Genomic DNA, 22,412 nt, shown 5'->3' with positions numbered 1-22,412 from the left:
ATACTACACATGATTTGTGAATCTTAAATGTTTTACGGTACGTGTTGTTATATTTGTTACACGTTCACCGATAAATGGCGTGTAATCACCTAAGAATTAATTGTGAGCAGCGGTAAACACTTCACTTTCACTTATAATGTGGACCTTTTCACCTGAGATCAAAGCACCTCCACCTGAACATATACTGATCAATGGTGCTTTCGTATTCAACGACTAAATTCTGAACCCAATCCTTAAAAAAAAAAGAAAAAACCGACACTAGATGGGGTATTACTCGTACCCAAAGTGTCGGTTTTATAAGAATAATCTTAAGCTGTAACTGATTTAGTTGATGTTTTGTTTTCTTTTTCAATCTTATTTACTGCTTCAGCACTCGTATCGACGCGTTTGACGAAAAAGGCTAACACTAATGCAACGATGTTAATTCCGAATGCAACAAAGAATGAGTATTGAATACCTGACAGAAGAGCTTGCTGTGTTAAAGCAGCAGTTGAAGCTTCCGTAATCGTCGCTGGATCTACACCGCTCATCAAGCTTTCTGCTTCAGTTTTTGTAACAGTGTTCATAATCGTAACTAGTATCGCTGTACCGATCGAACCTGAAACCTGCTGTGCTGTATTGTTAACAGCTGTACCGTGCGGATTTAAACTTGTTGGAAGCTGATTAAGACCATTCGTCATAATCGGCATCATGACCATCGATAATCCAAACATGCGCATGGAATAGATCATGATGATATAAGAATATGTCGAATCAGCTTGCAAGTGAGCGAGCATATAAGTTGAGACCGCTGTGATTGAAAGTCCAGTTACCGCTAAAGCACGAGGTCCGAATTTATCAAAAAGCTTACCAGTTATAGGTGACATGATACCCATAATGATTGCTCCTGGTAGCATCATCAGACCTGAATCAAGCGGCGATATGCCTCGAACGCTTTGCACGTATGCCGGTGTTAGAATCATGCCTGAGAACATAGCAACCGCATTAACGATCGCGATAACGGATGCAAGTGCAAACATTGGATACTTATACACTCGAATGTTCAACAAAGGTTCATCTAACTTTAATTGTCTCAGGATAAAGATAACCAACGCAATTCCACCAATAATTAGTGTTGATAGAACAACGGTATCCGTCCAACCGTCTGAACTCGCCGTACTACATCCGTATAGAATGCCTCCAAAACCGATACTAGATAATACGAGAGAAAGATAATCCAATGAAACATTTTTATTCTGATTCATCACGTTCTCAAGCTTCCATACTGCAAACAATAAGCTAAGGATTGCTAGAGGAAGAATCATTTCAAAAAGGAGACGCCAGTCGTAGTATTCTACGATATATCCTGACAAGGTTGGTCCGATCGCAGGAGCTGTGATCATGACCAAACCAAAGATCCCCATCGCAATGCCTCGTTTTTCACGCGGAAAACTAACGAGCATGACGTTCATCAATATTGGCCCCATTACAGATGAACCGACCGCTTGCACCATACGTCCCGTTAATAACACACCAAAGTTAGGTGCAAAAGCTGATAATGCTGTACCAATTGTAAAGATGACCATTGCTGTGATAAATAACATTCGATTAGAAAATCGAGTGATTAAAAACGCTGAAGCCGGTATTAAAACACCACTCACAAGCATGAAACCTGTGACTAGCCATTGAACAGTCGAATAGTCTTTAACATTTAAATCCACCATGATGGTAGGCAATGCTACGTTCAGCAATGAATTGTTTAAGAAAGCTACGAAGGCTCCAACGAACAAGATCGCAAGCATCAAATAGGGTGGTTTTTTATGTTGTAAAGCGGAATCTGTATTCCCCATGTCATTTCTCCTCTTGTATAAAATAATTACTTAACTTTATTAAGTTTATACCCTCAGTATAAAAATATCAACACTTTTGTACCGGTAGTCTAAAAGCGTTGTGTTTCCATCTCAAGAAATTTATACTAGTCATAAGGGTTGGACTTAGGAGGAACGCATGAATAACAGAAAAAGAAAAGTTGCTGATACCGCATTAAAGCTGTTTATAGAAAAAGGGATTCAGCAGACTTCTATACAGGAAATCATTGATAAAGCAAATATTTCTAAAGGTACGTTCTATAACTATTTCTCATCAAAAAGTGACTGTATCGCAGACATATTAGAATTTCTGCGGTATGATGCCAGTCAACAGCGAATTGCCGTTCAGATTGGTAGGGATACAGGTGATCGGGACGTTTTCATTGAACAAATTGTAATCATTATGCGATTAAATCAGGAAAGAAACCTTCAACCACTTTTTGAAGCGATTCTATCTTCCAATGAAGCTGACCTCAAAAAACTCGTCATGCAGCATCGATTATACGAGATGGAATGGATATCCAATCGGTTTATTGAAATTTTAGGCGATGAAGTTCGTGAGCATGTGTTTGAAGCTACCATCTTATTCTTCGGAATGATGCACCATATGTTGTTCACGCTGAAAATTACAAATACGACATACTCATTAGAACATGTCGTTGATACACTTCTTTCTTATATTGAGATGATCGTACCGAAGATGATGACGAACGAATCTGTTCTAATTCCTCTTTCAGCTATTGATTTACTTCGTACAAATGCTAATAAAAAACAAGTTAAAATAGAAGATATTTTATCACTCGCTGATCAGCTGCAGCAGGATTATACGTTTAACGAAGAACAGCAAGACCTTTTTGATGCGATCATGAGTGAACTTCAACGTGAGCGTATTCGTAAGATTGTTCTTCAGCCATTATTAAAGCCATTTCAAAAGAGTTTTGAAGAATCACCAATCTCTTCTCAAGCGCAAACGTTTACTAACTTAGTATGGTATTTTTTAAGAAACATGAATTGAAAAAAAAGGCTGTCCGAATTATAATCGAATCAGCCTTTTTATGTTTGCACAAATGACGTACTCTTCTTATACTATTGGTGAATGGAGGTCGGTAAAAATGGCAAATCATTTTGCCGGAATCAGAAGCAGCTCATGCAAAGCCTACTATTAGGGGCGATTCTTTGTATGGGCAGACATCGGTAACGTCAGTCGCCCGAGCGTATGACTTCGTTTCTAATGATGGCTTTGCACCTTGTTTTTTTTCACAAACAATAAGGAGCTGAACAAAATGAGTAGACCATTCATTAGAAATCATCAGTACAACCTCATAACAAAACAGGTTTTACAACTACAGCGTGCATGTAATAATGGTGCAGATTCAAAAGTGATTGAAGCTGTTCAACACAGCGCTCAATCAAAAATTCTTGAATCCTTTTCTGACCTAGATGAATCACAAAAAGATTTAATAGCGGGATTAATACCTTTACGGAAATCAGAAGAGTTTCAAAAATACTTGCAATCATTAGAACCATTTCTTGAGGAATTTTCTACCACTACTAACAAGCAGATCATGAAATTGTTTCCGAAAGTGAAGAAGCTGAAAGTTCCTGATTTGAATATGATTGATTTTCAAAAGATCAGTTATCTTGGCTGGGTTGATATTGGTACGAATAAAATGTTCATCGTGTATCACTTAGACGGTAAGCTAGTTGGTGTGCAAGGTAGATATACACCATCAAACAAGGGTATCTGTTTTTTGTGTAACGGAATAACAGATGTTGCCTTATTCTCAGCGATAACAAAATCTAAACCAGCAAACGCTTCACCCGATTATTATAAAGCGATCGGTCATTATATCTGTACGGACAGTCATGAATGTAATAAAAGAATTTCAAATGTTGGCACTTTAGAAAAGTTTATTCAAGACGTTCTATACTAAAGAAAAGCCAAGCTACTGCGTCTAGCAGCTAGCTTGGCTTTTTTGTTACCTTTTTAAAGTTTTAAAGTTTTAAAGCGGGAAAATGCGGTATCACTTCTTCACCTAGTTCTTGTATAACTTCTTTAGCTGGTCTTTCACTATCAAAGAGTGCAAAGAACAAGTGGTTTACTCCAGACTCTTTATACACTTGCAACAGCTCGATCAATGGATTGCGGCCGATTCTAAATCCTAAACGAATCGGTTGTGGAGCTTCGTTAGGATCTTCTGCTAGATCAAGGTGCATTGGCTGAGTGAATGGTTTGAACGTATTAGGATGATAGCGTCCAACTAACTCTCTCCACCTTTTTATTGTTACTTCTTGATACTTAGGGCTGCGAGGATAATACATCCACCCATCTCCATGCTCTGAAAACCACTCCATTTCCTGTTGTGCATAGCCTGTAATAAATGTCGGAATTCGTTTTGTTGGCTTAGGTACAAGATTAGCTCCCTGCAGGGCTCCCCGGGATGAATGGATTTCTGGGTATTCGTTATAAAGGACCTGGTTAAGATATTGAAAAGCCTCCACAAACGCTTGCCCTCGTGTTTCGTGCGAGACACCTAAAGCAGAAAAATCTGCACGTCTATCACCTGATGATACGCCAAGCAAAACACGTTCTGGGAACAATTGATCCAGAGTTGCGATTTCTTTAGCAACACGCAACGGATGCCTTAATGGTAGTACAGCAGCTGCTGTTCCTAGTGCAATTTCCTTCGTCTGACTTGCTAAATATGTCATATAGATCATCATATCGTAAATCTGACCTACCGCTGGATCTCCAAAATTCGGATCTTCCAACAGAACATCACGAAACCATAAACTTGTAAAACCTAATTTTTCAGCTAACTGCGACAATTCAACTTGCTGTTCCATCGTCGGTGTAGCAAATCTATAATTTTCAAGAGGGATGTGTAGTCCAAGTGTTAATTCACCCTCACTATACATTCGATTGTAAGAACGATGATATTTGAATGGATTCATTGTTGGTCGTGCCCTCCTATGAGAAAAGATTCCTTAATGATTTAAAATCATACGCTCTTTACCAAAAAATAAAAGTACGCACTTTGAAGTACGATAGGCACTTTCAAGTAACAATTACGTAATATCAAAAAAAGCCGAAAGCAAAAAGGTCTGTAAAACCTTTTCCTGTCAGCTTACCTAAACATCCCTAGTTATTTTGTTTCCATTCTTCAGCTAATAGACCATATATCACATGATCAACATAATGATCATAAAGCCATTCTGCTTGGCGAATCTTGCCCTCTTCCTGAAATCCTAGCTTCTCAGGAATCGCACGGCTTTTTTTATTTTTTTCAGCTACTCGTATTTCAATTCGATTAAGATCGAGTTCATTAAAGCCATATGCAATATAAGCTTTACACGCTCTCATCATAATTCCTTTTCCTTGAAACTGTTGACCGAGCCAATATCCCATAATACCGATCTTATGTAACCTATTTATTTCGTTAAACCCGATAATTCCAGCAATGTTTCCTTTATAGATAATTGCTGTTGTCTTCGGAAAGCCCCCTGTTTCAGTTACCCCTTTTAAGGTCGCTTTTATGAATGCAAGGGAATCTTCTTCTTCATTCGTATAGTCTAACCAACCTAACCATTCCTTTAGATACTCTTTTGATTCAATCGTTAGTTGGAAGAATTCTGTAGCATCTTTTTCATTAAACATGCGAAGAGATAACTCTTCGTCAATTTTATAAACAAACATGACCCTAACCCCTTTTTTCCTAATTTTAGCACAATGATACGGAAAATAGAGGTTATTACTGATTTTTTAAAACAGTTCAATTGATTTCGAATTATATATTCTAAATATATTGAATATTAGATTTCATAGGTATAGAATAAAAACTAGAATATATTACATTTTGGAGGTAGACATGAAAAATATCCATTCTCCTCATTCTCATGAAACGGTATCACTATTGATTGAGAGTTCACTGGTATGGGAACTAGCTCTAGGAATTGCAGGTTATACATACGAAAAATTGCGTCACACATTTGAACAGGATGAACAGTGGACACAGCAAAAGTCTTTAATGCCAGCGTCTCTAAAAAAGAATTTAGAAACAATAAAACAAACAAACTTATGGTATGCCCTGTTTATGCTGCAGAACAAAATTTCAGCTTCTACGATTACAGAATTTTCATTAAAAGTGTCTGAGTTACCAACTGATGTTTTTTATGAAACGCTCTTACCTTACAAAAATCGTTTATGTGAATCGCACAGAACCGAGACAGCGAAAAGTTATGAACAGCCTGATGCTTTCTATCAATATGCGTCTCTATTTAATGGACACGACTATTTAGAGGGATATGTACAAACACTTGGGGATGTAAGCCGTGAAGAACTGCACTCCTTACTAACTGATACTCTTTCGGAATGGTATAACTGGCTCAGCCAAAATCCGGATTGGGAAAAATGGATGCATGCTCTCTCATTTGAAAAGAAACAGCATGGTCTTCTTGATAACCAAAAACCATCAGAAGAAATTGAACGTGTGACAAGTGGAGCAAAATATGTTCCAGAACCTTCTGTTTGGAACATAAAACTAATTCCACATGTCTCTTATAGACCATGGATACTTGAGCAAAAAACATCAGATACAAAGCTCATCTTTTATCCATTGAGTGATGAAGCGTTATTAGAGCCAGGTTCTCCACCAAGCGAGCTTGTACGGGGGCATAAGGCACTAGGTGACGATCTACGATTAAAATTACTGTATCAACTAATGAGAGGACCACTCTCTCTTCAAGAATTAACCGCACAGTTTAACGTATCAAAAACCACCCTGCACCACCAGCTATCACTTTTAAAAGCGGCTAAATTTGTTAAGGTTGAAAAGGGTATATATTCCGCTAATACACACTATATTCGTTCGTTCTCCAACCAACTTCAACACTATTTGGGAGAAAACACAAATGAAGAATAACTCATTATCTAGACCATTTAAAGCCCTCTGGATCGGAGAGATCATTTCCGAATTCGGAGGCGCTGCCGGTGGAATCATAAACGGTCTTCTTCTGTTTGAGATAACAGGCTCCAAAGAGTGGATGGGAGCACTTTGGCTTCTTTATTTTCTTCCGTCCTTGGTTCTACAAGCAATTAGTGCTCCATTTCTAAATCACGTTATTAAAGAAAGAATGATAATCAATATTCAACGATTTCGCTCTTTTGCTTATATTTTGCCTCTGTTCGGATACGTAAGTGGTTCAGAAATGGGTACGATTGCCGGATTAGTGATCCTGCAATGTGTATTGGGTCTATTGCAGCCGATATATGCTAGTCTTTCATTCGCCTTATTGCCCGACCTTTGTGAAGACAAAGAATTGGTTTCTGCCAACAGCTTACTCGATGGAACCATGCGTCTCATGAGTTTTATCGCACCAGGCGTTACATCGTTACTTCTTTTAGTCAGTCCTCTGTATACCATTTACGGGTTATCTAGCCTTATGTTTTTACTAAGCTCCTTATCCCTTTCTCAAATTCCTCAAGTAAGCAAAAAAAGAGTAGCGACATGGTCAAAAAAGTTCTGGTGGGAAGAAACAAAAATTGGGTATCGTACTTTCCTTCAATTTCCACAGCTACTAAGACTAACTCTGTTATCATCATCTGTACAATTTGCAGTAGGAGCCACTATGGTAATAAATGTGCCTTTTATTAGAGAAGATTTGACCGGGGAAGCTTGGGAATATGCGATTTTTGCGGGAATGTTTCCGATTGGATATGCGCTTGGCATGCTGCTTCTTACAAAGTTACCTAAGAACAACAAAACCATGTATGTTGGCCTTGTTGGAGGTGGGTTGTCTTTTATCGCATTGTACTTCGCTCCTTCTGTTTATATCGCTTGGGGATGCGAATTCTTAGGAGGACTCTTATTTCCAATGTTCAATGCCCAAAGCTCTGCTCTTTTTCAACGAAATGCTCCTCGAGATCGATTATCACAATTAAGCACAGTGAGGTTACTTTTTCTTCGGATCACCATGCCACTCGGAATCTTATTCGCTTCTAACAGTTACTTAGGCATAAGTACTCGTATGACATACTTTTTTATCGGTGTGATAATTGCAGTGCCGGGAATGTATTACTTAATCTGTACCTTGATTCAAAATAAAGATCATGATTTGAAAGATCGAGTTAAAATCTCAAGTTAAATGAAAAAATGGCGACCAAAACTAGAGAGTCCTAATTTGGTAGCCATTCCTTTACTTTTAATATGAACACATTTTCCTAAGGAATTAATACAATCTTTCCTAACTTTCCTGCTTTCTTGAAATATGTTTGAGCTTCTCTTGCTTCATGAAGAGGAAACGTTCGATCTATAACGGGTTTAATTTTACCTTGAGAAATTGCATCTAGCATTCGAGCAAATTCTGCCTTTGTTCCTAAAACAGAACCGTATAGTGTTATGTGTTTTAAATATAAAGTTCTAAAATCAAGCTCTGTTTTTTGTCCGCCGGCAGATCCTGAAGTACAGAACTTGCCTCCGTTTTTTAATACTTGGAGAGAAGTAGAAAACAACGCGTCTCCAACCACATCTAAAACAGAGTCAATCGGACCCCCGTTGATTTGTTGGATTTCATGCGCAAGGTCCTTTGATTTATATGAGACTACATGTGTTGCTCCGAGTTCTTTTAGTTTTTCCTCTAACGTAAGGTCGCCTACCACTGCAATTACTTTAGCTCCAAAAACATTTGCAGCAATCTGTACATTCAGTGAGCCTACACCACCGTTGGCACCCGTTACTAGGACGGTTTCATTCGGTTGAACCTGAATCTGTTCGACCATGTGCCACGCAGTTAAACCACTTACGGAGAAAACGGCACTTTCTGTGAAACTCTGTAAAGGCATATCAAAGCAAAGATGTGCTGGCCATACTACATATTCAGCATACCCTCCGTCATACTCAGACCCTATAAATGACATATCATCAGAGATATGTTCGTATCCTTCTTCTCCACTTGATGTAAAAGGAAACAAAACAACGTCCTTTCCTATCATAGAAGATGCAACTTGTTTCCCTGTTTTCACAACTGTACCTGTAATATCAGAGCCTGGGATTCTCGGAAATTGAACCCCTTCTGGTCGCCAACCTGATTTAGAACCTGTACCGTATGCTCCTTCTCTCATCCAAATTTCCGTATTATTGATACCACATGCTTTCACCTGAATCAAAACTTCATTTTCTCCTGGCTCCGGTATGTTTATTTCAACAACTTCTAACTTGTTTATATCTCCATAACCTGTCACTTGAACTGCTTTCATATACTCATTCCTTCTGTCTTAAATTTCTTGCAGCTATTCAATCCTTTAATATAATATTTAACTTCTCCATCCTTATAGTAGCCCAAAAATTATAGAGTAAAACCTTCACAGTAACCTGTAATAAAGTAAAGTTAACGTTTTGATACTTCCTCTTAGCTTTTATTCTGTAAAACAGGTAAACTAATAAAAATTGATACCTGAGAGTCGTGATAACTTGAAAGTGAATATGAAAGAGTTAATCGAACAAAAAAGGAATGTTCATGTACTTTATTCTTATAATGGAATGAAAGAATACACAGAAAAAATCGTGAAATTTATTCAAGAGGGCACTTCATTAGGAGAGTATGTTGTAGTTATTGAAAACGAACGCATCTATCGCATGCTTAAACAAGAATTGGCCATTAGATTAAAACCTGATCAATTGGAGCTTGTTCATCATGTAAATAATTTTGACTTTTACTATTCAAGCGGCAGCTATCATCCACCTGCCATTGTAGATTACTTTTTCAAAACCGTTAAACCTTATGTGGATAACAATAAGTCTTTCCGTTCATGGGCACATGTTGAATGGGGGACAATGGAAGATCCTCTTCATCTTATCGAAGACCTAGAGAGAATCGTGGACGGAGCGGTAAATGAGTTTGCATTCCCACTAATATGTGCATATGAGGGTGATAAGATGCCAGAACATCTTCAAGAAAGCTTGTTAAGAACACATCCTTATATACTTATAGATGAGGAACTTTATGGATCAGAAAACTATTCATTAAAAGCTAATAATAAATAAAACACTGCAAAATCACAGTGTTTTCAAATTTTAACTGGCGCTTGCTCATCTATGTGATGTAATCTAGGGGATTTACGATATTAAACAACCTGCTCTCATTTAAAAATTGGGTGACTAAATGGACATGAGCCGCACCAATTATTAATAGAGTACGATCTGATATCGATGTAATCTTAGCTAAATTGTAATAAAGGATTAGATTTCGTTGATACCACCATCTCATCCAATCGATGCCAATATATTCTTCAGATGAACCAATTCGTGCTATCGCCAAATACATTTCGTGCTGCTTTTCAATATAGGACTTTTGGTTTTGTGATCTGATTATTTCATAAATACTCTTCTCGCCTATTGAAAGTTCTTGATTAGAACGATAGGTATCATTTATGTAACGAAAAAACTCAGGTTGATTCTTTTCAGCCCACTCAAAAACCTGACCCAACCCTCTATTTCCTACCGTATCCATCCAGTCCACAGCATGTACTTTTTCATGTTGTAGATTTGAGGCGATACGGAACCCAAGCTGATGTACTTCGTCAATTGCAAGATCCAATTGACCCTCTTTATATTGATTAAATTCTTGATTGAGTTTATTCTCTTCACTCTTTACTACCTCTAGTGCAACCTTTGTTGGCTTAAATTTCATTAAGTGTTCGACTACTTTTTGAATTTCTTGTTGTCTTGATTCAGCTAACAGATCATCAAACTCCATTCGTTGAAGATCCGGCGTATACCTCATGTGAAAAGTTCCTAGTATCATTATTTGTGGTTTTTCTTGTTTGATGTTCATCACAACAGCTCCATACTATTTTTATTTAATCCAGTTTTTTGAGATAACCAACTCTCAGCATTCCTTATGAAATTATCATCATTCCAAGCCGTAATCGCATCACCCTCACCTAGCTTTTTAACTTGGTTTTGAAAGAAGAGATCCGCTATATAATAGCCAAGTCTGCTGTGACCAAATTTCTTACCACCATTAATGGAGAACCATTCTGAAAAAATTGATTGGGCAGAGAATGAGTTGTAATCTTTTGCAAACGCCAGCAAAATCTCATCTTCATGTTTTTGAGCAAACTCCAACCACTCACATCCATGGTTATCAAAGGAAAAGTAAACAGATGGATGGAGACTGCCTACAATTCTCCTAGAAAAGTGAGTCGCTGCACCTTCTTGATTTAACCAAGTCATTGGACTGTTCCAAATTACTCTTTCCCACTTCATACCTGCTTTATCAGTCAAAATATTTTGTGTGGCGTGCCCAAATTCATGGGCAACAATGGTTCTTAAATGCTCTCGTTCTGGTGACAGTTTTTCTAATGCGAACGTAACATTCGGTATGATCTGTCTGTGCGTGTATGCATTCGAGCCATAACCACCAACGATCAAGTTTACTTCAACAGGAAATTGTACTCCATATTCCTCTTCATACTTTTGAACAACTTCCTGAATAAGCGGATTTATTGAATCGTGAACGCATTGTATAGACGACCAAGAGTCCTGATATTTTTTAATTGATAAATCATGTCTTTCCTGGGTATCTTTGCAATGGTAAGAAAAATATTCATGAAAGACAGACGGGTACCTTTTATAATATTCTTTCAAAAACGAGATCGTTGGCTGATAGTTTTTCAGAAAAAATGAAACAGTATCAATAATTTTCATGATAATCCTCTTTTCCTATCTCTTTTGCTATCTCAATTCAATAAAAATCCAAAAAATCCCTTTAAATCAAAAAAACTGCCCGAATGGACAGTTTTGAGTCATCATTATTAAATTAATTTCTCCATTCGAATGTCCGCCCACATTCGATCTTGATAATACGTAAATGCTTCGACTCTACCAATTTCTGAGTATCCCAATTTTTGATAAAGCTTTTGAGCGTTGGCATTAAATTCAAACACACCGAGCTCGATGCGTTTCAGACCCTTTCTTTTCATTTCATTCTCTAAGTATGATAGCGCTTGGTACCCAATTCCTTTACCTCTTCCAACCGATTCACCTATCGTAATACCTAACCATGCCGTTCCTTCCATTCTCTTAAAAAGGTGAGGAGGATCGACCATATAGTTCATCTCACCTACTAATTGATTATCTACAAAGATCAAATAAATCTCGTGAAATTCCAAACGTTGATACAAGTCTTCCACCGTGATAATACGTTTACTTTCGAGCTCTACTCTATCCTTATTCGGTCGTGTTAATGGAACAAGCTTTGTGTCGTTCTCCCAACGATTTAAAGCTTCTACTACGTTTTCTTCAGGTTTTAACATCTTTCTAAAGTGAATGTTCATTTCATAACAGCCTCCGTATCCTTATCTATGAACCTGCATGAATGTATGTCGAGCGACCATAATCCTGAATTTAAGATAACATCTGAGTGAACAATCTCAAGCCTTTTTCCGAAGAATGGTCCGTCTACAACAAATGTATGATATTCTCCATGTTCACCCATAGAGCAGCTCTTGGTAACTTCAATATCCTCACAAAAACTTGTATTCAACTCACGACCTGTCCAAGTCGAGTCCAAGATATCTGCTGAAGCTCGACAAACAATCGAATGAAAACCTAATGAAATAAATTCTTCCAATAGTTCAGAGGCTTGTTCTTCTAAGATCCATACGGGAAAAAGAGCATCCAGACCTGCTTTTTCCGCAACCTGTTCATTCCATTTCCGGTCTTCTTCCATATACAAACTGCCGAATGCGATCGCATCTAACCCAAACTGTTCTTTTATTGAAGTTAAAGACGTGATTAAAGAAGCTTCATACTCACCAGCGGAATCCACCATAATTAAAGGAAGACCGATCGCATCTGCTTGTAATTGTAAGATTTCTAACGGAATACCATGGGCATGATTCCGTGCATCTTCTTCAGAAACCATGGATATCAAGCATACAACTTCATGCTTTTCTTGAAACAATCGATATAAAGCTAAGCAGCTGTCTTTCCCTCCGCTCCAGCTAACAGCTACTTTTTTCATGCAACCATCCCTCTTCCTTTTTTCTATTAGTCTTCGATATATTCGATCAGATCCCCTGGCTGACATTCTAGTACTTTACACAATGCATCAAGTGTTGAAAAACGAATCGCTTTTCCTTTTTCATTTTTAAGTACAGAAAGATTAGCAGGGGTGATATCAACCAGTTCAGATAATCGGTTCAATGACATCTTCCGTTGTGCCATCATAACATCTAATTTTATTCTAATCATCGCAATCCCTACTCCACCTTTAGATTGTGTGTTTATTTTCTTCTACTGCCTCTACGGCAACCTTTAGTGCAGAGGCTAGAATCATTACGAAAATCCCTGTGAAAAACGTATCAACATAAGCTAATCCTGTATATGTTACAGAAGCGTTCGTTACATGGATTTCCTTAAGTGCTTTTGTCATTAAAAGCTCGTCCATAAAAGTAAAAGCTGACCCAAGTACAAGAATGGTGATACCCATCTTGAATAAAACCTTAACGTTCTCCATCATAAATAAACTCTCTTGGTGTAAATTCTGTAACAATTTCATCATGAGTCTTAGGAAAATTAATGCAAAAACAAACATAATGATAGAGGTCACCAATGAGAGGACGATGAATTCTTCATCCTTATAAAGTAAAGGTTGCTGATCAAAAACTAACGTTAAGTTGCTGTAAACAGGATCAAATGCACCGAAAGACTTTGCCAATTCCCCTGTTGGACTCATTAAATAAGACAAATGATATACCAAGGTAAAAATACCAATAAGACCAATAACATAAAAAAGAACTGAGCATAATTTCGCTCCATATTTATAAAAAATTTTCCACTTCATCTTTCTGCTCCTCTTCTTTAATTTCATAAATTTAACATACCATAAAAGAAGGATAAAATCTCAATAATCATTATTTTTTTATCGTAAAACAATAAATAATTGTTGAATTTTATAAAATGCGCTGTTATAGTTATGTCGTCGACTCATTTGTTAGGTATTGGTAATTATGTAGATAAAGGGGATTATTAACATGTCATTGGTCAAACAGAGAATTAACATCATCGATGGTATTAGGGGATTTAGTTTATTAGGGATTCTTTTAGCAAACCTACTCATTTTCCAGTTCGGAATCTTTGGAAAGGACGAAATTCATTATTTTCAATTATCAACCGTTGATACATATGCTTACTACTTCACAAAAGTGGTGATTGAAGGCGCATTCCTTCCCATCTTCATGTTCATCTTTGGGTACTCTCTCATTCTTATGCGTAACAAGTTAAAGGAAAATAACAAACGCGTAAAGTGGCATCTGTTCAGAAGATTTGCTTTACTGATGACTCTTGGGATCTTGCATAGTACGTATTTATGGGAAGGAGATATTCTTTTTGTATATGGGCTTATGGGTCTTCTGCTTTTGGTCATGGTAAATCGCAAACCAAAGACACTATTGATTTGGGCTACTCTACTATTCTCTCTTCTCTTCATTGGCTCTCTGTTTGAGGCAGAAGAAATCAAAATGATTCGTGCTGATAAGATAGATTTATACATGAAACAAACACAAGAAATCTATGGATCAGGAACGTACTCAGAAATAAGAGCACACAGTCTTGATGACGAAATGCTTGATATGAGTGGTGGTGAAGCCGCCTTCATGTTATTATTAACTCCTTTTGTTCTTAGTCCAATTTTTCTGATTGGTATGTATGCAGCACATCGAAAATGGCTGCAAAATACGTCTTCTAAGATCAAACAGTTTACAATCCTAAGTGGTTTATTTATACCAATCGGACTCTTACTAAAAGCTACTCCTCTACTCAGCAAGCAGTGGGATTATCGTTTAGATATGAGTATGATCGGAGGAAGTATGCTTGCTATCGGTTATATCAGTCTGTTCGTTTACATGTACAACCATCAGAAGTTCAGACGCTTTTTAAGTGGTTTTGAAAGTATGGGAAAACTATCATTAACAAATTATTTAATGCAATCGATGATTTGTACATTTCTTTTTTACGGCTATGGTTTAGGTTGGTTTGGTGATCTTGGTGTAATACTGGCCACTGTAGTAGGTGTTTTAATCTTCGGAACTCAAGCACTCCTTAGTTCCATTTATTTAAAATACCTGCCCATCGGTCCAATGGAATATCTTGTACGCTTGGTCGTCTACTTAAAGATACCTAAGTTCAAAAAATATACTTCTTTAGAGGATAATTATAGAAAAGCGATATAAATAAAGATAGCTGTCCATACAGGGACAGCTATTTTTTGTTTCATTATTATTTCTCATCAAGTCGATCAGCTATTCTTTTTAGAGATCGGTTCATTTGATATAGCATGACCAAGACAAAGATTCCTACTCTTATTGGTACTAAAAATGTAAATAACCCCATTAATGCTAACCCTGACGCTCCATATTCCATACACTCACCACCTCATGCCAGTTAATGATCAATGAGAACTTTCTTTAAAATCTCTTCTTCCCATTTCTGTTTATACGTAATTTCGACGATTTCACATAACTCTTTATGTAACTTTTGAAAATGAGGTAAGATTTTTCTTAAAATCCTTAACATGTCTTCTTCGTTAGATTTGTAGCGCCATTCAGATAGGAGCATGCGCTGTGATTCAACTAGTGGACTTCTTGTTCCTTCCACCTTAGACCAATCTCCAAAGTTATTCGGCTGAAGTCCTGCAACCATATACCAACCTGACACCATAGAATAGATTGCGTTTTCTAAACATTGTTTTGTGTATGAGAATTCATTTCGCATGATTCGTCTATAAAACTCATGAACGTATGCGAAGAATTTACTACGCCAGATTTCTACTTCTTCTATTGTTGGCGAGTAGGATAGCTGAAGGGATTGTTGCCTTATGGAGTTTACATGACCTTCAGGATCGTAAACTATTTTTAAATGCTGCATCCAAATAGAAGGGTGAAGATCATTTTTCTTGTAATAAAAAGTATCCACTTTAATAAAGAAGTCATAATGAGCGATAGAATAGTTTGTCCAAGGAAAATCTTCATAGAAAAGAACTTCCCCCCAATTGGCCGCTCTTTTCTTTTTATTCTCTCGAAACTTCTCAAAAACAGCGTCTTGCACGACAACACGAAGATCAATATCTGAATAGAGATCTGTGCTTTCTTTTCCGATGGACCCGCCATAAAATATCGCTATAACATTTTTATCTGCCACTAGGTCTTGTTCTATAGTTCTCATCAATTTTTCACGTTGTAACGGCAGTTCTTCGTCTCTCTTCTTATAATAATCCCTTAAAGCTTCAAATCCCACTCATTGAAAACCAGCTCCCTATTATCATCTTCTTTTCATATTCCTCTTAAAGGTGGATTGTACCTTCTAATTGGATAAAAAAGGTTTTTTAAATAAACATTAGAAATGGTTAATGGTTAGAAAAAAAATCCAACCTTTATTAAAGTGGATCGTCTTTAGTTAAATGACTTTTTTTATGAGGGGTGCAGATGAAATTAAATCCATTACAGAATCAAACATATGATCACCGCGAAGAACAATTAAAGCCCATTATAAATCAGTATGGAGAAAGCATCTTACGACTTTGTTATTCCTATGTTAAAGATCAAGCAATATCTGAGGACATTCTTCAAGATACGATGTTAACGGTTTACTTACACATGGATGATCTACGCGAGAAACAAGCGATTAAAAGCTGGATCTATCGAATTGCAATAAACAAATGCAAAGATTATTTAAAGAGCTGGCATTATAAACAATTGAGGCTTTCTCAGATATTATCTTTCACAGCCTCTAATGAAAAATCGGTAGAGTTGAAGTTAATTATCCAAGATGAAACAGAGCAACTCGTTCAAGAGATTATGAAGCTTAAGCCTAAGTATAGAGAAGTTATTCTCTTATTTTATTATGAAGAACTATCGCTGCAAGAAATTGAACAAGTTCTTAAGCTAAAGTCTACAACGGTCAAGTCAAGGCTCTATCAAGCCCGACAAATTCTTAAAAGTAGATTAGAAAAATGGAGGGAATCTACATTTGGAAGATAAACTACAAAATCTAAAAATACATATGAATCAGCGCGTATATAGACATATTAAACTTACCTCGCAAATGGAAAAAGGGATTTTACTAAGTATTAAAGGAAAAAAAAGTGTTAAACCCTCGTTCTTTTTTGCGAAAGACCTTATGATTACGGCGCTAGTCCTACTTATAGTGACAACTACCATACCACTTCTCGTTTCAAAAACAGGAAGTAATTCGGCAACAAATTATATGTCTATCCCTTTTTTAACAAAAGCTGAAAATTTGGCTAAACAAAAAGGATTAACCGATGAAATTTATAACCTTCAACAAAGTGAAAAGTCCTTCTCCATGGAAGTGATGATCTCAGACCACGGTGAAATAAATGATTACAAGAAGAATGTAGAAGAGGTGTTAACAACATACTCAAGACTCTATCAAGAGCTTTACCCACATCGAAAAAACATATGGGATAAAAAAAATGTGACTGTATACCTTTCAATTTATAGAGAAAATCCAGCTATTTATGATAACGGGAATGCAAATAACTACATACTTATCGCACATAAACCTGCAGGATCAATCGGTATTGAATGGAGCATGCCGGAAGATGAATAAAGTAATTAGCGGGGTCAAACATTCATTATTCACGTGTATTCATCTATTCCTGTCATTAGTAGGGATTATAGCATTAGGTGCTACACCAGCTCTTTTTAACGGGCTTTCGTTAAATATCACACAGTATTTTCAAGCATTTAAAAACCTAGTTGCAGGTTTACTTGAACCTTCTGCTTTAACGTATTCCTATTATAAAGTTGTACGTCCGTTATTTCCTGAAATCTTAATCCGATACAAAGAATCTATAACTATATTTGCTAGCTCATTTGTCGTCTCATTAATACTAGCGGTACTTATCGTTTATTGTCTTACCTGTCTTAATCCTAGAATTGTAAACCAAGTTAAGCAGAGCCTTCTGTACCTTGAAGCTTTGCCAGATATTTTAATCATTATGATCTTACAGTTGTCTATCGTTTGGTTGTTTAAAAAAACCGGGATACTCGTTGTGGAAGTTGCAGCGGCTGGAGATCAAAAGATAAGAGCACTTCCGATCATCTGTTTAAGTATTCCTACAACCATAATGTTTACGAAAATTTTACTTTTTCATACAGAAGAAGAGTATGAAAAGCCATATGTATCACTTGCAAGTGGAAAAGGTTTAAGTCATTTCACTGTATTTTTTAAACATGTGGTAAGAAACGTTTTACTTCGCTTCTTCTTTTTTACAAAAACCAACATTTGGCTTATGTTATCCAACCTTTATATTATTGAATATTTTTTTAACTCTATTGGGATATTTATTTTTGTAAAAGACTATAACAGTATCGAAACTTTTACAGTTGCATTATTACTCATCTATGTACCTATTTTTATTTATTTCCATCTGTTTAGACTATTCACTTCACATCTGTTAAAAGAGGTCGTCTAATATGTGGTATTATTTCATACGCCAAAAAAGAGCTATAACTGCTCTTCTGTTTTTAGTAAGTCTTGTATTATTAAGTATTGGAAATTCAGTTATCTATGATGGCGAAATCAGACGTGTATCCTTACTTTTTGATGAAAATGGCTCAGTGAGTGCTGCCCCGTTTGCACCGTCAGCTGAATTCTTATTAGGAACGGACCGTAAAGGGTATGATTTGCTTCATCTCATCATTGAAGGTGCAAAGTGGACAATAGGGGCTGGACTACTTATCACTTTCATGCGTATTTTTATTGGCTTATTACTAGCGATAACTCTGGCTAAATTTAACAAACCACTTTTCCGAAGCTTTGAATCTTTTTTTGATAGTTTTTCAGTTATTCCAATGACTATGATTTCCTATTTCCTCTTGCAACACGCCCTAACATTTGGTAACGGTACTACACCAGAACCCTTTTATCTAAGGGTCGGCTTCCAGCTAATGATTTTAATTATGTTTGCCGTTCCTACAATTACTTTTTATTTAGGAAATGAAATAAAATTATTACTCAATGAAGAATTTGTTCGTTCTGCAAAAATATTAGGTGGCCGTTATCCTTATATTCTAAGAAAACACATTGCCCCCCACCTCAAACCAATACTTATCATCTTGTTACTGCAGCAATTCATTCAAGTCCTTGTCATCTTAATACACTTAGGAGTGCTACAAGTATTTTTTGGAGGAACCATTGTTTTTCATGGAGGAGATATAGATTCTGTTACTCATGAATGGACGGGTTTACTGGGGATGTATTATCCATCGTTTATGTCGCATCCATGGATTCCACTTGTCCCAATTCTTTTTTTCACATTAACCATAATCGCATGTACATTTATACTTTCAGGCCTAGAGAGGGCTTACCTTTTATTTAAACAAAAAAGCTTTAAAGATCAAACAAAGCCTATTGAGGTAGTATTAGCTGTACCTTCTTTTTCATTTGTTAAAGAGAACAAAACGTAAAAAACTCATTTCCCTTTAGATGGGAAATGAGCTTTATTTTGTACTGAAATTCTATTCTTATTTTCTGTTTAAATTCGTACGTTTTTGTGCCTGCCAAACGTGAATGATACTAGGAAACCCAACGCTCATACTCACGATGAAACTCCACATTACGAAACGCCATTCATCGGTATAAATCGCGATGATTATAAAAAACAACAGCTGTCCTACAAGAGCAAATAAAGCAGCAATCCAAGCTAGTGTAAGGTTCTCCTTCATTTCATCTCTCCTAAGGGAAAATGATCTAAATCAATGAAGTCATGCAATAGTGTCTAGACCGATATTAACATAATTATCCAGTTTATAGGTAGGTTTTTTATTTTATTCTTCTTTCACTTGTAATCCTAACAATGTGGAAAACACGATTGCTTGTTCACGGGATACGGTACATCCTTTTAAACTTGTGAGGTCTACGTGGATGGTATTGAATGTACATGTACTAATATCGATCCCGTTTAAGGATGTTTCTGTAAAATCAATTTCCTCGATATTACACGATTCAAATTTTACTGCATTCAGTTTTGTTTCATAAAAGTTTGCCTGTTTAAGCGATGATTGGTCGAACAAAACGGGCTTAAGATCTGTTTCTACAAACTCACTCATGTCTAACATACAGTTTTCAAATGTCACATTTCTAAGATTTGCTTTTTCTAGATCAACACCCATCAGTTTACAATCCTTAAAATGTACGCGATACAAAATACCTTCTTTAAAATTTGTGTTAGAAAAATCACAGTTTTCAAATACAACATCTGTCATATCTATTTTATAAAAACTCGAATGAATCAACGTTACATTATTGAATTTCACTTTAGAAAGAATCAGCTTATCGATTTCTTCATTCTCTAAAAATGCTCCCGTGATCGAGCAATCGTGAAGATAAGGATCTTCTTCTATATACAGATCTCGAAACCGTGCTTCTTCTAAATCCCCTTGAATTTTAGGCAGATCTATTTTAAATTTTTTTGTCATTTTCTTCACTCCATTTCCTTGATTATGTTAAATCAAGCTTACAGAAGTAAATATACAAATAGTAGTCTTTTCTTTTCTTCAGAAATCTGTGCAAAGAAAAAAACCGCTGAACAAAAACGTCAGCGGTTCAAAAGTTTATTAGTAAGCTCCCTGAGAATACGTGAGCTCATAGCTATGTGTATAGATTTCAAAGATATTGCCGAACGGATCTTCTACATATACCATTTTATAAGGTTTTTCGTTCGGATAATACTCACGAATAGGCATACGCTGTTTGCCACCATATTCTTTAATTTTCTCAACGATCCCTTCGATATCTGGGTCTTGGATACAAAAGTGGAACAAACCTGTCTTCCAGTACTCGAAATTGTTTTCCGGCTTTTCGTTATGAGGAAACTCGAACAGTTCAACTCCGATCTTGTCACCTGTAGCTAGATGAGCAATTCGGAAAGTTTCCCAGTCATTACCGAATACATCTCGACACATTTGTCCGATCGGTGTATCATCATTCTCTACATCAGATGGCTCCATGATAACGTACCACCCGAATACCTCTGTATAAAATTTTATGGCTTCTTCTAAATTTGGCACAGATAAACCGATATGAGAGAATGTTCTTGGATAGATTGGCATAATCGTATTCCTCCTTTTATTTTTGAATACAGGAATCATTATACCCAGACTTACTTCGCGTATGTAAGAACGCACTTTAAAGTGACATACTATCCTTAAGGTAAGAAAGGACTGTTATGCTCATGAAGATATCAACACATGACGATGGTAAATTAAAATGCTCGATCGAATATACATTGCAAAAAATCGGTGGTAAATGGAAAACAGTTATTCTATGGCACTTAGCTGTGGATGGTACATTGCGGTACAACGAATTAAGAAGTATGCTGCCAGGTGTGACACATAAAGTCCTTTCTCAGCAATTAAAGGAATTAGAAGAAGAAGGATTTATTGATCGTAAATCATACAATACGGTTCCACCAAGAGTTGAATATACATTGACTGCATTTGGCACAACTCTATTGCCCATCTTAAAGCAGATGCATGATTGGGGAACAGAGCACGGAGATTTGGCATAACAAAAGGAGGCTCAGTGCTACTAACCAAAAGCCTGCCTCCTTTAGCTTCTTTAAATTTGTGATAAGCTTTTTCGAATTGTTTGTTGGAGTGAATTAGATAGCGGATCATCACTAACCCCTAGGAAGAGACTTTTTAATAAGGACTTACAGTTAGCCATAACAAACCAATACTGTTCAGATGACATTTCTTCTTTTTGAGATTTTAAAAGACCGGGAATACCTTTAACAAATAGTTTTAATTCTTCTAATCCAACCTCTTTTTTCAGCATGGCAAGAACAGCTGTAACAACGCGCTCATCTTCTCCATGCAAAAAACCAGTCGGTGTCGTACAATATTTTTTCAAAAGCACTTCAATAATAGAAAAGTATTCAACTTCAGCAATTTTTTCATTTTTGATCAGTTCATCGCACGTATCCGCCACATGAGCAATGCTGTGTGCCCACCCTTTTACGGGTACATAACCTCTAACATCTCGTTCCAACTTCATATACTTTTTGATATCATTTTTCACTTCAATAAGTGTTTCTTTTGGAAGAAAATCCACTTCGATATCTTTATTGATGATCACAGCGATTAATATCGTTGTGAAAGCGCGTGTGAAAACAGAATCTGTCCCACTTTCGCCTATTCCTTTAAATAAAAGGTGCTTCATACTATAATCTAGGAGTTTCTTTACTGTCTCGTAGTCGAGCTGATCATGGATAATTGACATATAAAACGATCGATAAACCATCTCTCTCAGAACACTATTTGGTGACCCAATATGTAGGATCATCGAATCTAGAACAACTTCTTGATCTACATCTTCCCATGTCTTTTCTTTGTTATTTATCGAAGTTAAGAGTGCTAACAATTCGGTTCCTTCTACGATTGTGTTGCTTTGAAACAATGTCGCCATTATCTTTATCCCCCATTTTCTAATCTATCTTTTTCATTATACAAAAAGAAGGAATAATAAAGGTTATATT

At 36.5% G+C, this 22,412-nt stretch carries 27 protein-coding genes; 11 read left to right on the top strand and 16 right to left on the bottom strand.

The features are described 5' to 3' along the window. Nucleotides 1-308: 308 nt before the first annotated feature. Nucleotides 309-1,829, bottom strand: coding sequence for a DHA2 family efflux MFS transporter permease subunit (locus ACOZ9X_RS14235; protein ID WP_423418754.1), 1,521 nt, complete (start codon nt 1,827-1,829; stop codon nt 309-311). 157 nt (nt 1,830-1,986) lie between these two features. Between ACOZ9X_RS14235 and ACOZ9X_RS14230 the strand changes: the two genes are divergently transcribed. Then, nucleotides 1,987-2,862 carry a TetR/AcrR family transcriptional regulator gene (locus ACOZ9X_RS14230; RefSeq protein WP_423418753.1) on the top strand — a complete coding sequence of 292 codons (876 nt, stop codon included), beginning with the start codon at nt 1,987-1,989 and terminating at the stop codon, nt 2,860-2,862. Nucleotides 2,863-3,130: 268 nt separating this feature from the next. Then, nucleotides 3,131-3,781 (top strand): FusB/FusC family EF-G-binding protein, encoded by a 651-nt coding sequence (locus ACOZ9X_RS14225; RefSeq protein ID WP_423418752.1) that lies wholly within the window; start codon nt 3,131-3,133, stop codon nt 3,779-3,781. 61 nt (nt 3,782-3,842) lie between these two features. Here the strand turns inward: ACOZ9X_RS14225 and ACOZ9X_RS14220 are convergent, their stop codons facing one another. Next, nucleotides 3,843-4,802 carry an LLM class oxidoreductase gene (locus tag ACOZ9X_RS14220; RefSeq protein WP_423418751.1) on the bottom strand — a complete coding sequence of 320 codons (960 nt, stop codon included), beginning with the start codon at nt 4,800-4,802 and terminating at the stop codon, nt 3,843-3,845. Between the two features lie 187 nt (nt 4,803-4,989). Further along, nucleotides 4,990-5,544, bottom strand: coding sequence for a GNAT family N-acetyltransferase (locus ACOZ9X_RS14215; protein WP_423418750.1), 555 nt, complete (start codon nt 5,542-5,544; stop codon nt 4,990-4,992). Between the two features lie 172 nt (nt 5,545-5,716). Here ACOZ9X_RS14215 and ACOZ9X_RS14210 point away from each other — a divergent pair, with 172 nt between their 5' ends. Both ACOZ9X_RS14210 and ACOZ9X_RS14205 read left to right on the top strand, forming a co-directional pair. After that, nucleotides 5,717-6,769 carry an ArsR/SmtB family transcription factor gene (locus tag ACOZ9X_RS14210; protein ID WP_423418749.1) on the top strand — a complete coding sequence of 351 codons (1,053 nt, stop codon included), beginning with the start codon at nt 5,717-5,719 and terminating at the stop codon, nt 6,767-6,769. Next, nucleotides 6,759-7,991 carry an MFS transporter gene (locus ACOZ9X_RS14205; RefSeq protein ID WP_423418748.1) on the top strand — a complete coding sequence of 411 codons (1,233 nt, stop codon included), beginning with the start codon at nt 6,759-6,761 and terminating at the stop codon, nt 7,989-7,991. Before ACOZ9X_RS14210 ends, ACOZ9X_RS14205 begins: the two co-directional genes overlap by 11 nt. A gap of 76 nt (nt 7,992-8,067) precedes the next feature. On the opposite strand, the gene ACOZ9X_RS14200 is transcribed toward ACOZ9X_RS14205, so the two are convergent. Further along, nucleotides 8,068-9,102 carry a zinc-binding dehydrogenase gene (locus ACOZ9X_RS14200; protein WP_066392353.1) on the bottom strand — a complete coding sequence of 345 codons (1,035 nt, stop codon included), beginning with the start codon at nt 9,100-9,102 and terminating at the stop codon, nt 8,068-8,070. Nucleotides 9,103-9,322: 220 nt separating this feature from the next. On the opposite strand from ACOZ9X_RS14200, the gene ACOZ9X_RS14195 reads away from it, so the two are divergent. Next, a complete protein-coding gene (locus tag ACOZ9X_RS14195) occupies nt 9,323-9,889 on the top strand; it encodes an MEDS domain-containing protein (protein ID WP_423418957.1) in 567 nt (188 codons plus the stop codon). A gap of 49 nt (nt 9,890-9,938) precedes the next feature. Here the strand turns inward: ACOZ9X_RS14195 and ACOZ9X_RS14190 are convergent, their stop codons facing one another. The 6 genes from ACOZ9X_RS14190 to ACOZ9X_RS14165 all read right to left on the bottom strand — a co-directional run bounded on the left by ACOZ9X_RS14190 (nt 9,939) and on the right by ACOZ9X_RS14165 (nt 13,694). Beyond that, nucleotides 9,939-10,679, bottom strand: coding sequence for a DUF5694 domain-containing protein (locus ACOZ9X_RS14190; RefSeq protein ID WP_423418747.1), 741 nt, complete (start codon nt 10,677-10,679; stop codon nt 9,939-9,941). Further along, entirely contained in the window at nt 10,679-11,554 is an 876-nt protein-coding gene (locus ACOZ9X_RS14185) for a hypothetical protein (RefSeq protein ID WP_423418746.1), read from the bottom strand. Before ACOZ9X_RS14185 ends, ACOZ9X_RS14190 begins: the two co-directional genes overlap by 1 nt. Nucleotides 11,555-11,661: 107 nt before the next feature. Then, nucleotides 11,662-12,183: a GNAT family N-acetyltransferase gene (locus ACOZ9X_RS14180; RefSeq protein WP_423418745.1), complete on the bottom strand. Its 522-nt coding sequence runs from the start codon at nt 12,181-12,183 to the stop codon at nt 11,662-11,664. Continuing rightward, nucleotides 12,180-12,872 (bottom strand): diphthine--ammonia ligase, encoded by a 693-nt coding sequence (locus tag ACOZ9X_RS14175; protein WP_423418744.1) that lies wholly within the window; start codon nt 12,870-12,872, stop codon nt 12,180-12,182. Before ACOZ9X_RS14175 ends, ACOZ9X_RS14180 begins: the two co-directional genes overlap by 4 nt. Nucleotides 12,873-12,898: 26 nt before the next feature. Then, nucleotides 12,899-13,102 (bottom strand): helix-turn-helix domain-containing protein, encoded by a 204-nt coding sequence (locus ACOZ9X_RS14170; protein WP_066392329.1) that lies wholly within the window; start codon nt 13,100-13,102, stop codon nt 12,899-12,901. A gap of 19 nt (nt 13,103-13,121) precedes the next feature. After that, nucleotides 13,122-13,694 carry a DUF2975 domain-containing protein gene (locus ACOZ9X_RS14165; RefSeq protein ID WP_423418743.1) on the bottom strand — a complete coding sequence of 191 codons (573 nt, stop codon included), beginning with the start codon at nt 13,692-13,694 and terminating at the stop codon, nt 13,122-13,124. Between the two features lie 190 nt (nt 13,695-13,884). Here ACOZ9X_RS14165 and ACOZ9X_RS14160 point away from each other — a divergent pair, with 190 nt between their 5' ends. Then, the gene (locus ACOZ9X_RS14160) at nt 13,885-15,081 is read left to right on the top strand and encodes a DUF418 domain-containing protein (protein WP_423418742.1); all 1,197 of its coding nucleotides are present in this window, start codon (nt 13,885-13,887) and stop codon (nt 15,079-15,081) included. 46 nt (nt 15,082-15,127) lie between these two features. Here ACOZ9X_RS14160 and ACOZ9X_RS14155 read toward each other — a convergent pair whose 3' ends face one another. Together ACOZ9X_RS14155 and ACOZ9X_RS14150 are read right to left on the bottom strand one after the other, a co-directional pair. Beyond that, nucleotides 15,128-15,271, bottom strand: a complete 144-nt coding sequence (locus ACOZ9X_RS14155; RefSeq protein ID WP_423418741.1) for a hypothetical protein — start codon at nt 15,269-15,271, stop codon at nt 15,128-15,130. 21 nt (nt 15,272-15,292) lie between these two features. Beyond that, entirely contained in the window at nt 15,293-16,144 is an 852-nt protein-coding gene (locus tag ACOZ9X_RS14150; RefSeq protein ID WP_423418740.1) for an aminoglycoside 6-adenylyltransferase, read from the bottom strand. Between the two features lie 188 nt (nt 16,145-16,332). Between ACOZ9X_RS14150 and ACOZ9X_RS14145 the strand changes: the two genes are divergently transcribed. Genes ACOZ9X_RS14145 through ACOZ9X_RS14130 form a run of 4 tightly spaced genes read left to right on the top strand, consistent with a single transcriptional unit; the run spans nt 16,333 to nt 19,341 of the window. Beyond that, nucleotides 16,333-16,887 (top strand): sigma-70 family RNA polymerase sigma factor, encoded by a 555-nt coding sequence (locus ACOZ9X_RS14145; RefSeq protein ID WP_423418739.1) that lies wholly within the window; start codon nt 16,333-16,335, stop codon nt 16,885-16,887. Further along, the gene (locus ACOZ9X_RS14140; protein WP_423418738.1) at nt 16,877-17,479 is read left to right on the top strand and encodes a hypothetical protein; all 603 of its coding nucleotides are present in this window, start codon (nt 16,877-16,879) and stop codon (nt 17,477-17,479) included. The genes ACOZ9X_RS14145 and ACOZ9X_RS14140 overlap by 11 nt, the downstream gene beginning before the upstream one ends. Continuing rightward, nucleotides 17,472-18,347 carry an ABC transporter permease subunit gene (locus tag ACOZ9X_RS14135; RefSeq protein WP_423418737.1) on the top strand — a complete coding sequence of 292 codons (876 nt, stop codon included), beginning with the start codon at nt 17,472-17,474 and terminating at the stop codon, nt 18,345-18,347. The genes ACOZ9X_RS14140 and ACOZ9X_RS14135 overlap by 8 nt, the downstream gene beginning before the upstream one ends. Nucleotide 18,348: 1 nt before the next feature. Further along, complete coding sequence (locus ACOZ9X_RS14130; protein WP_423418736.1) at nt 18,349-19,341, top strand: ABC transporter permease subunit; 993 nt, start codon at nt 18,349-18,351, stop codon at nt 19,339-19,341. 57 nt (nt 19,342-19,398) lie between these two features. On the opposite strand, the gene ACOZ9X_RS14125 is transcribed toward ACOZ9X_RS14130, so the two are convergent. From ACOZ9X_RS14125 to ACOZ9X_RS14115, 3 genes are all read right to left on the bottom strand, one after another. Further along, complete coding sequence (locus tag ACOZ9X_RS14125) at nt 19,399-19,599, bottom strand: hypothetical protein (protein ID WP_423418735.1); 201 nt, start codon at nt 19,597-19,599, stop codon at nt 19,399-19,401. Nucleotides 19,600-19,701: 102 nt separating this feature from the next. Next, on the bottom strand, nt 19,702-20,352 hold the full coding sequence (locus ACOZ9X_RS14120) for a pentapeptide repeat-containing protein (protein WP_423418734.1): 651 nt from the start codon (nt 20,350-20,352) through the stop codon (nt 19,702-19,704). A gap of 138 nt (nt 20,353-20,490) precedes the next feature. After that, nucleotides 20,491-20,985: a lactoylglutathione lyase family protein gene (locus ACOZ9X_RS14115; RefSeq protein WP_423418733.1), complete on the bottom strand. Its 495-nt coding sequence runs from the start codon at nt 20,983-20,985 to the stop codon at nt 20,491-20,493. A gap of 122 nt (nt 20,986-21,107) precedes the next feature. On the opposite strand from ACOZ9X_RS14115, the gene ACOZ9X_RS14110 reads away from it, so the two are divergent. Then, nucleotides 21,108-21,443 carry a winged helix-turn-helix transcriptional regulator gene (locus tag ACOZ9X_RS14110; RefSeq protein ID WP_423418732.1) on the top strand — a complete coding sequence of 112 codons (336 nt, stop codon included), beginning with the start codon at nt 21,108-21,110 and terminating at the stop codon, nt 21,441-21,443. Between the two features lie 50 nt (nt 21,444-21,493). Here ACOZ9X_RS14110 and ACOZ9X_RS14105 read toward each other — a convergent pair whose 3' ends face one another. Next, nucleotides 21,494-22,342 (bottom strand): DUF2785 domain-containing protein, encoded by an 849-nt coding sequence (locus ACOZ9X_RS14105; RefSeq protein WP_423418731.1) that lies wholly within the window; start codon nt 22,340-22,342, stop codon nt 21,494-21,496. Nucleotides 22,343-22,412: the final 70 nt, after the last annotated feature.

This window comes from Fictibacillus nanhaiensis, from assembly GCF_049537595.1.
GTDB classification, from domain to species: domain Bacteria; phylum Bacillota; class Bacilli; order Bacillales; family Fictibacillaceae; genus Fictibacillus; species Fictibacillus nanhaiensis_F.
This window is presented reverse-complemented; position numbering and strand designations above follow the sequence as displayed.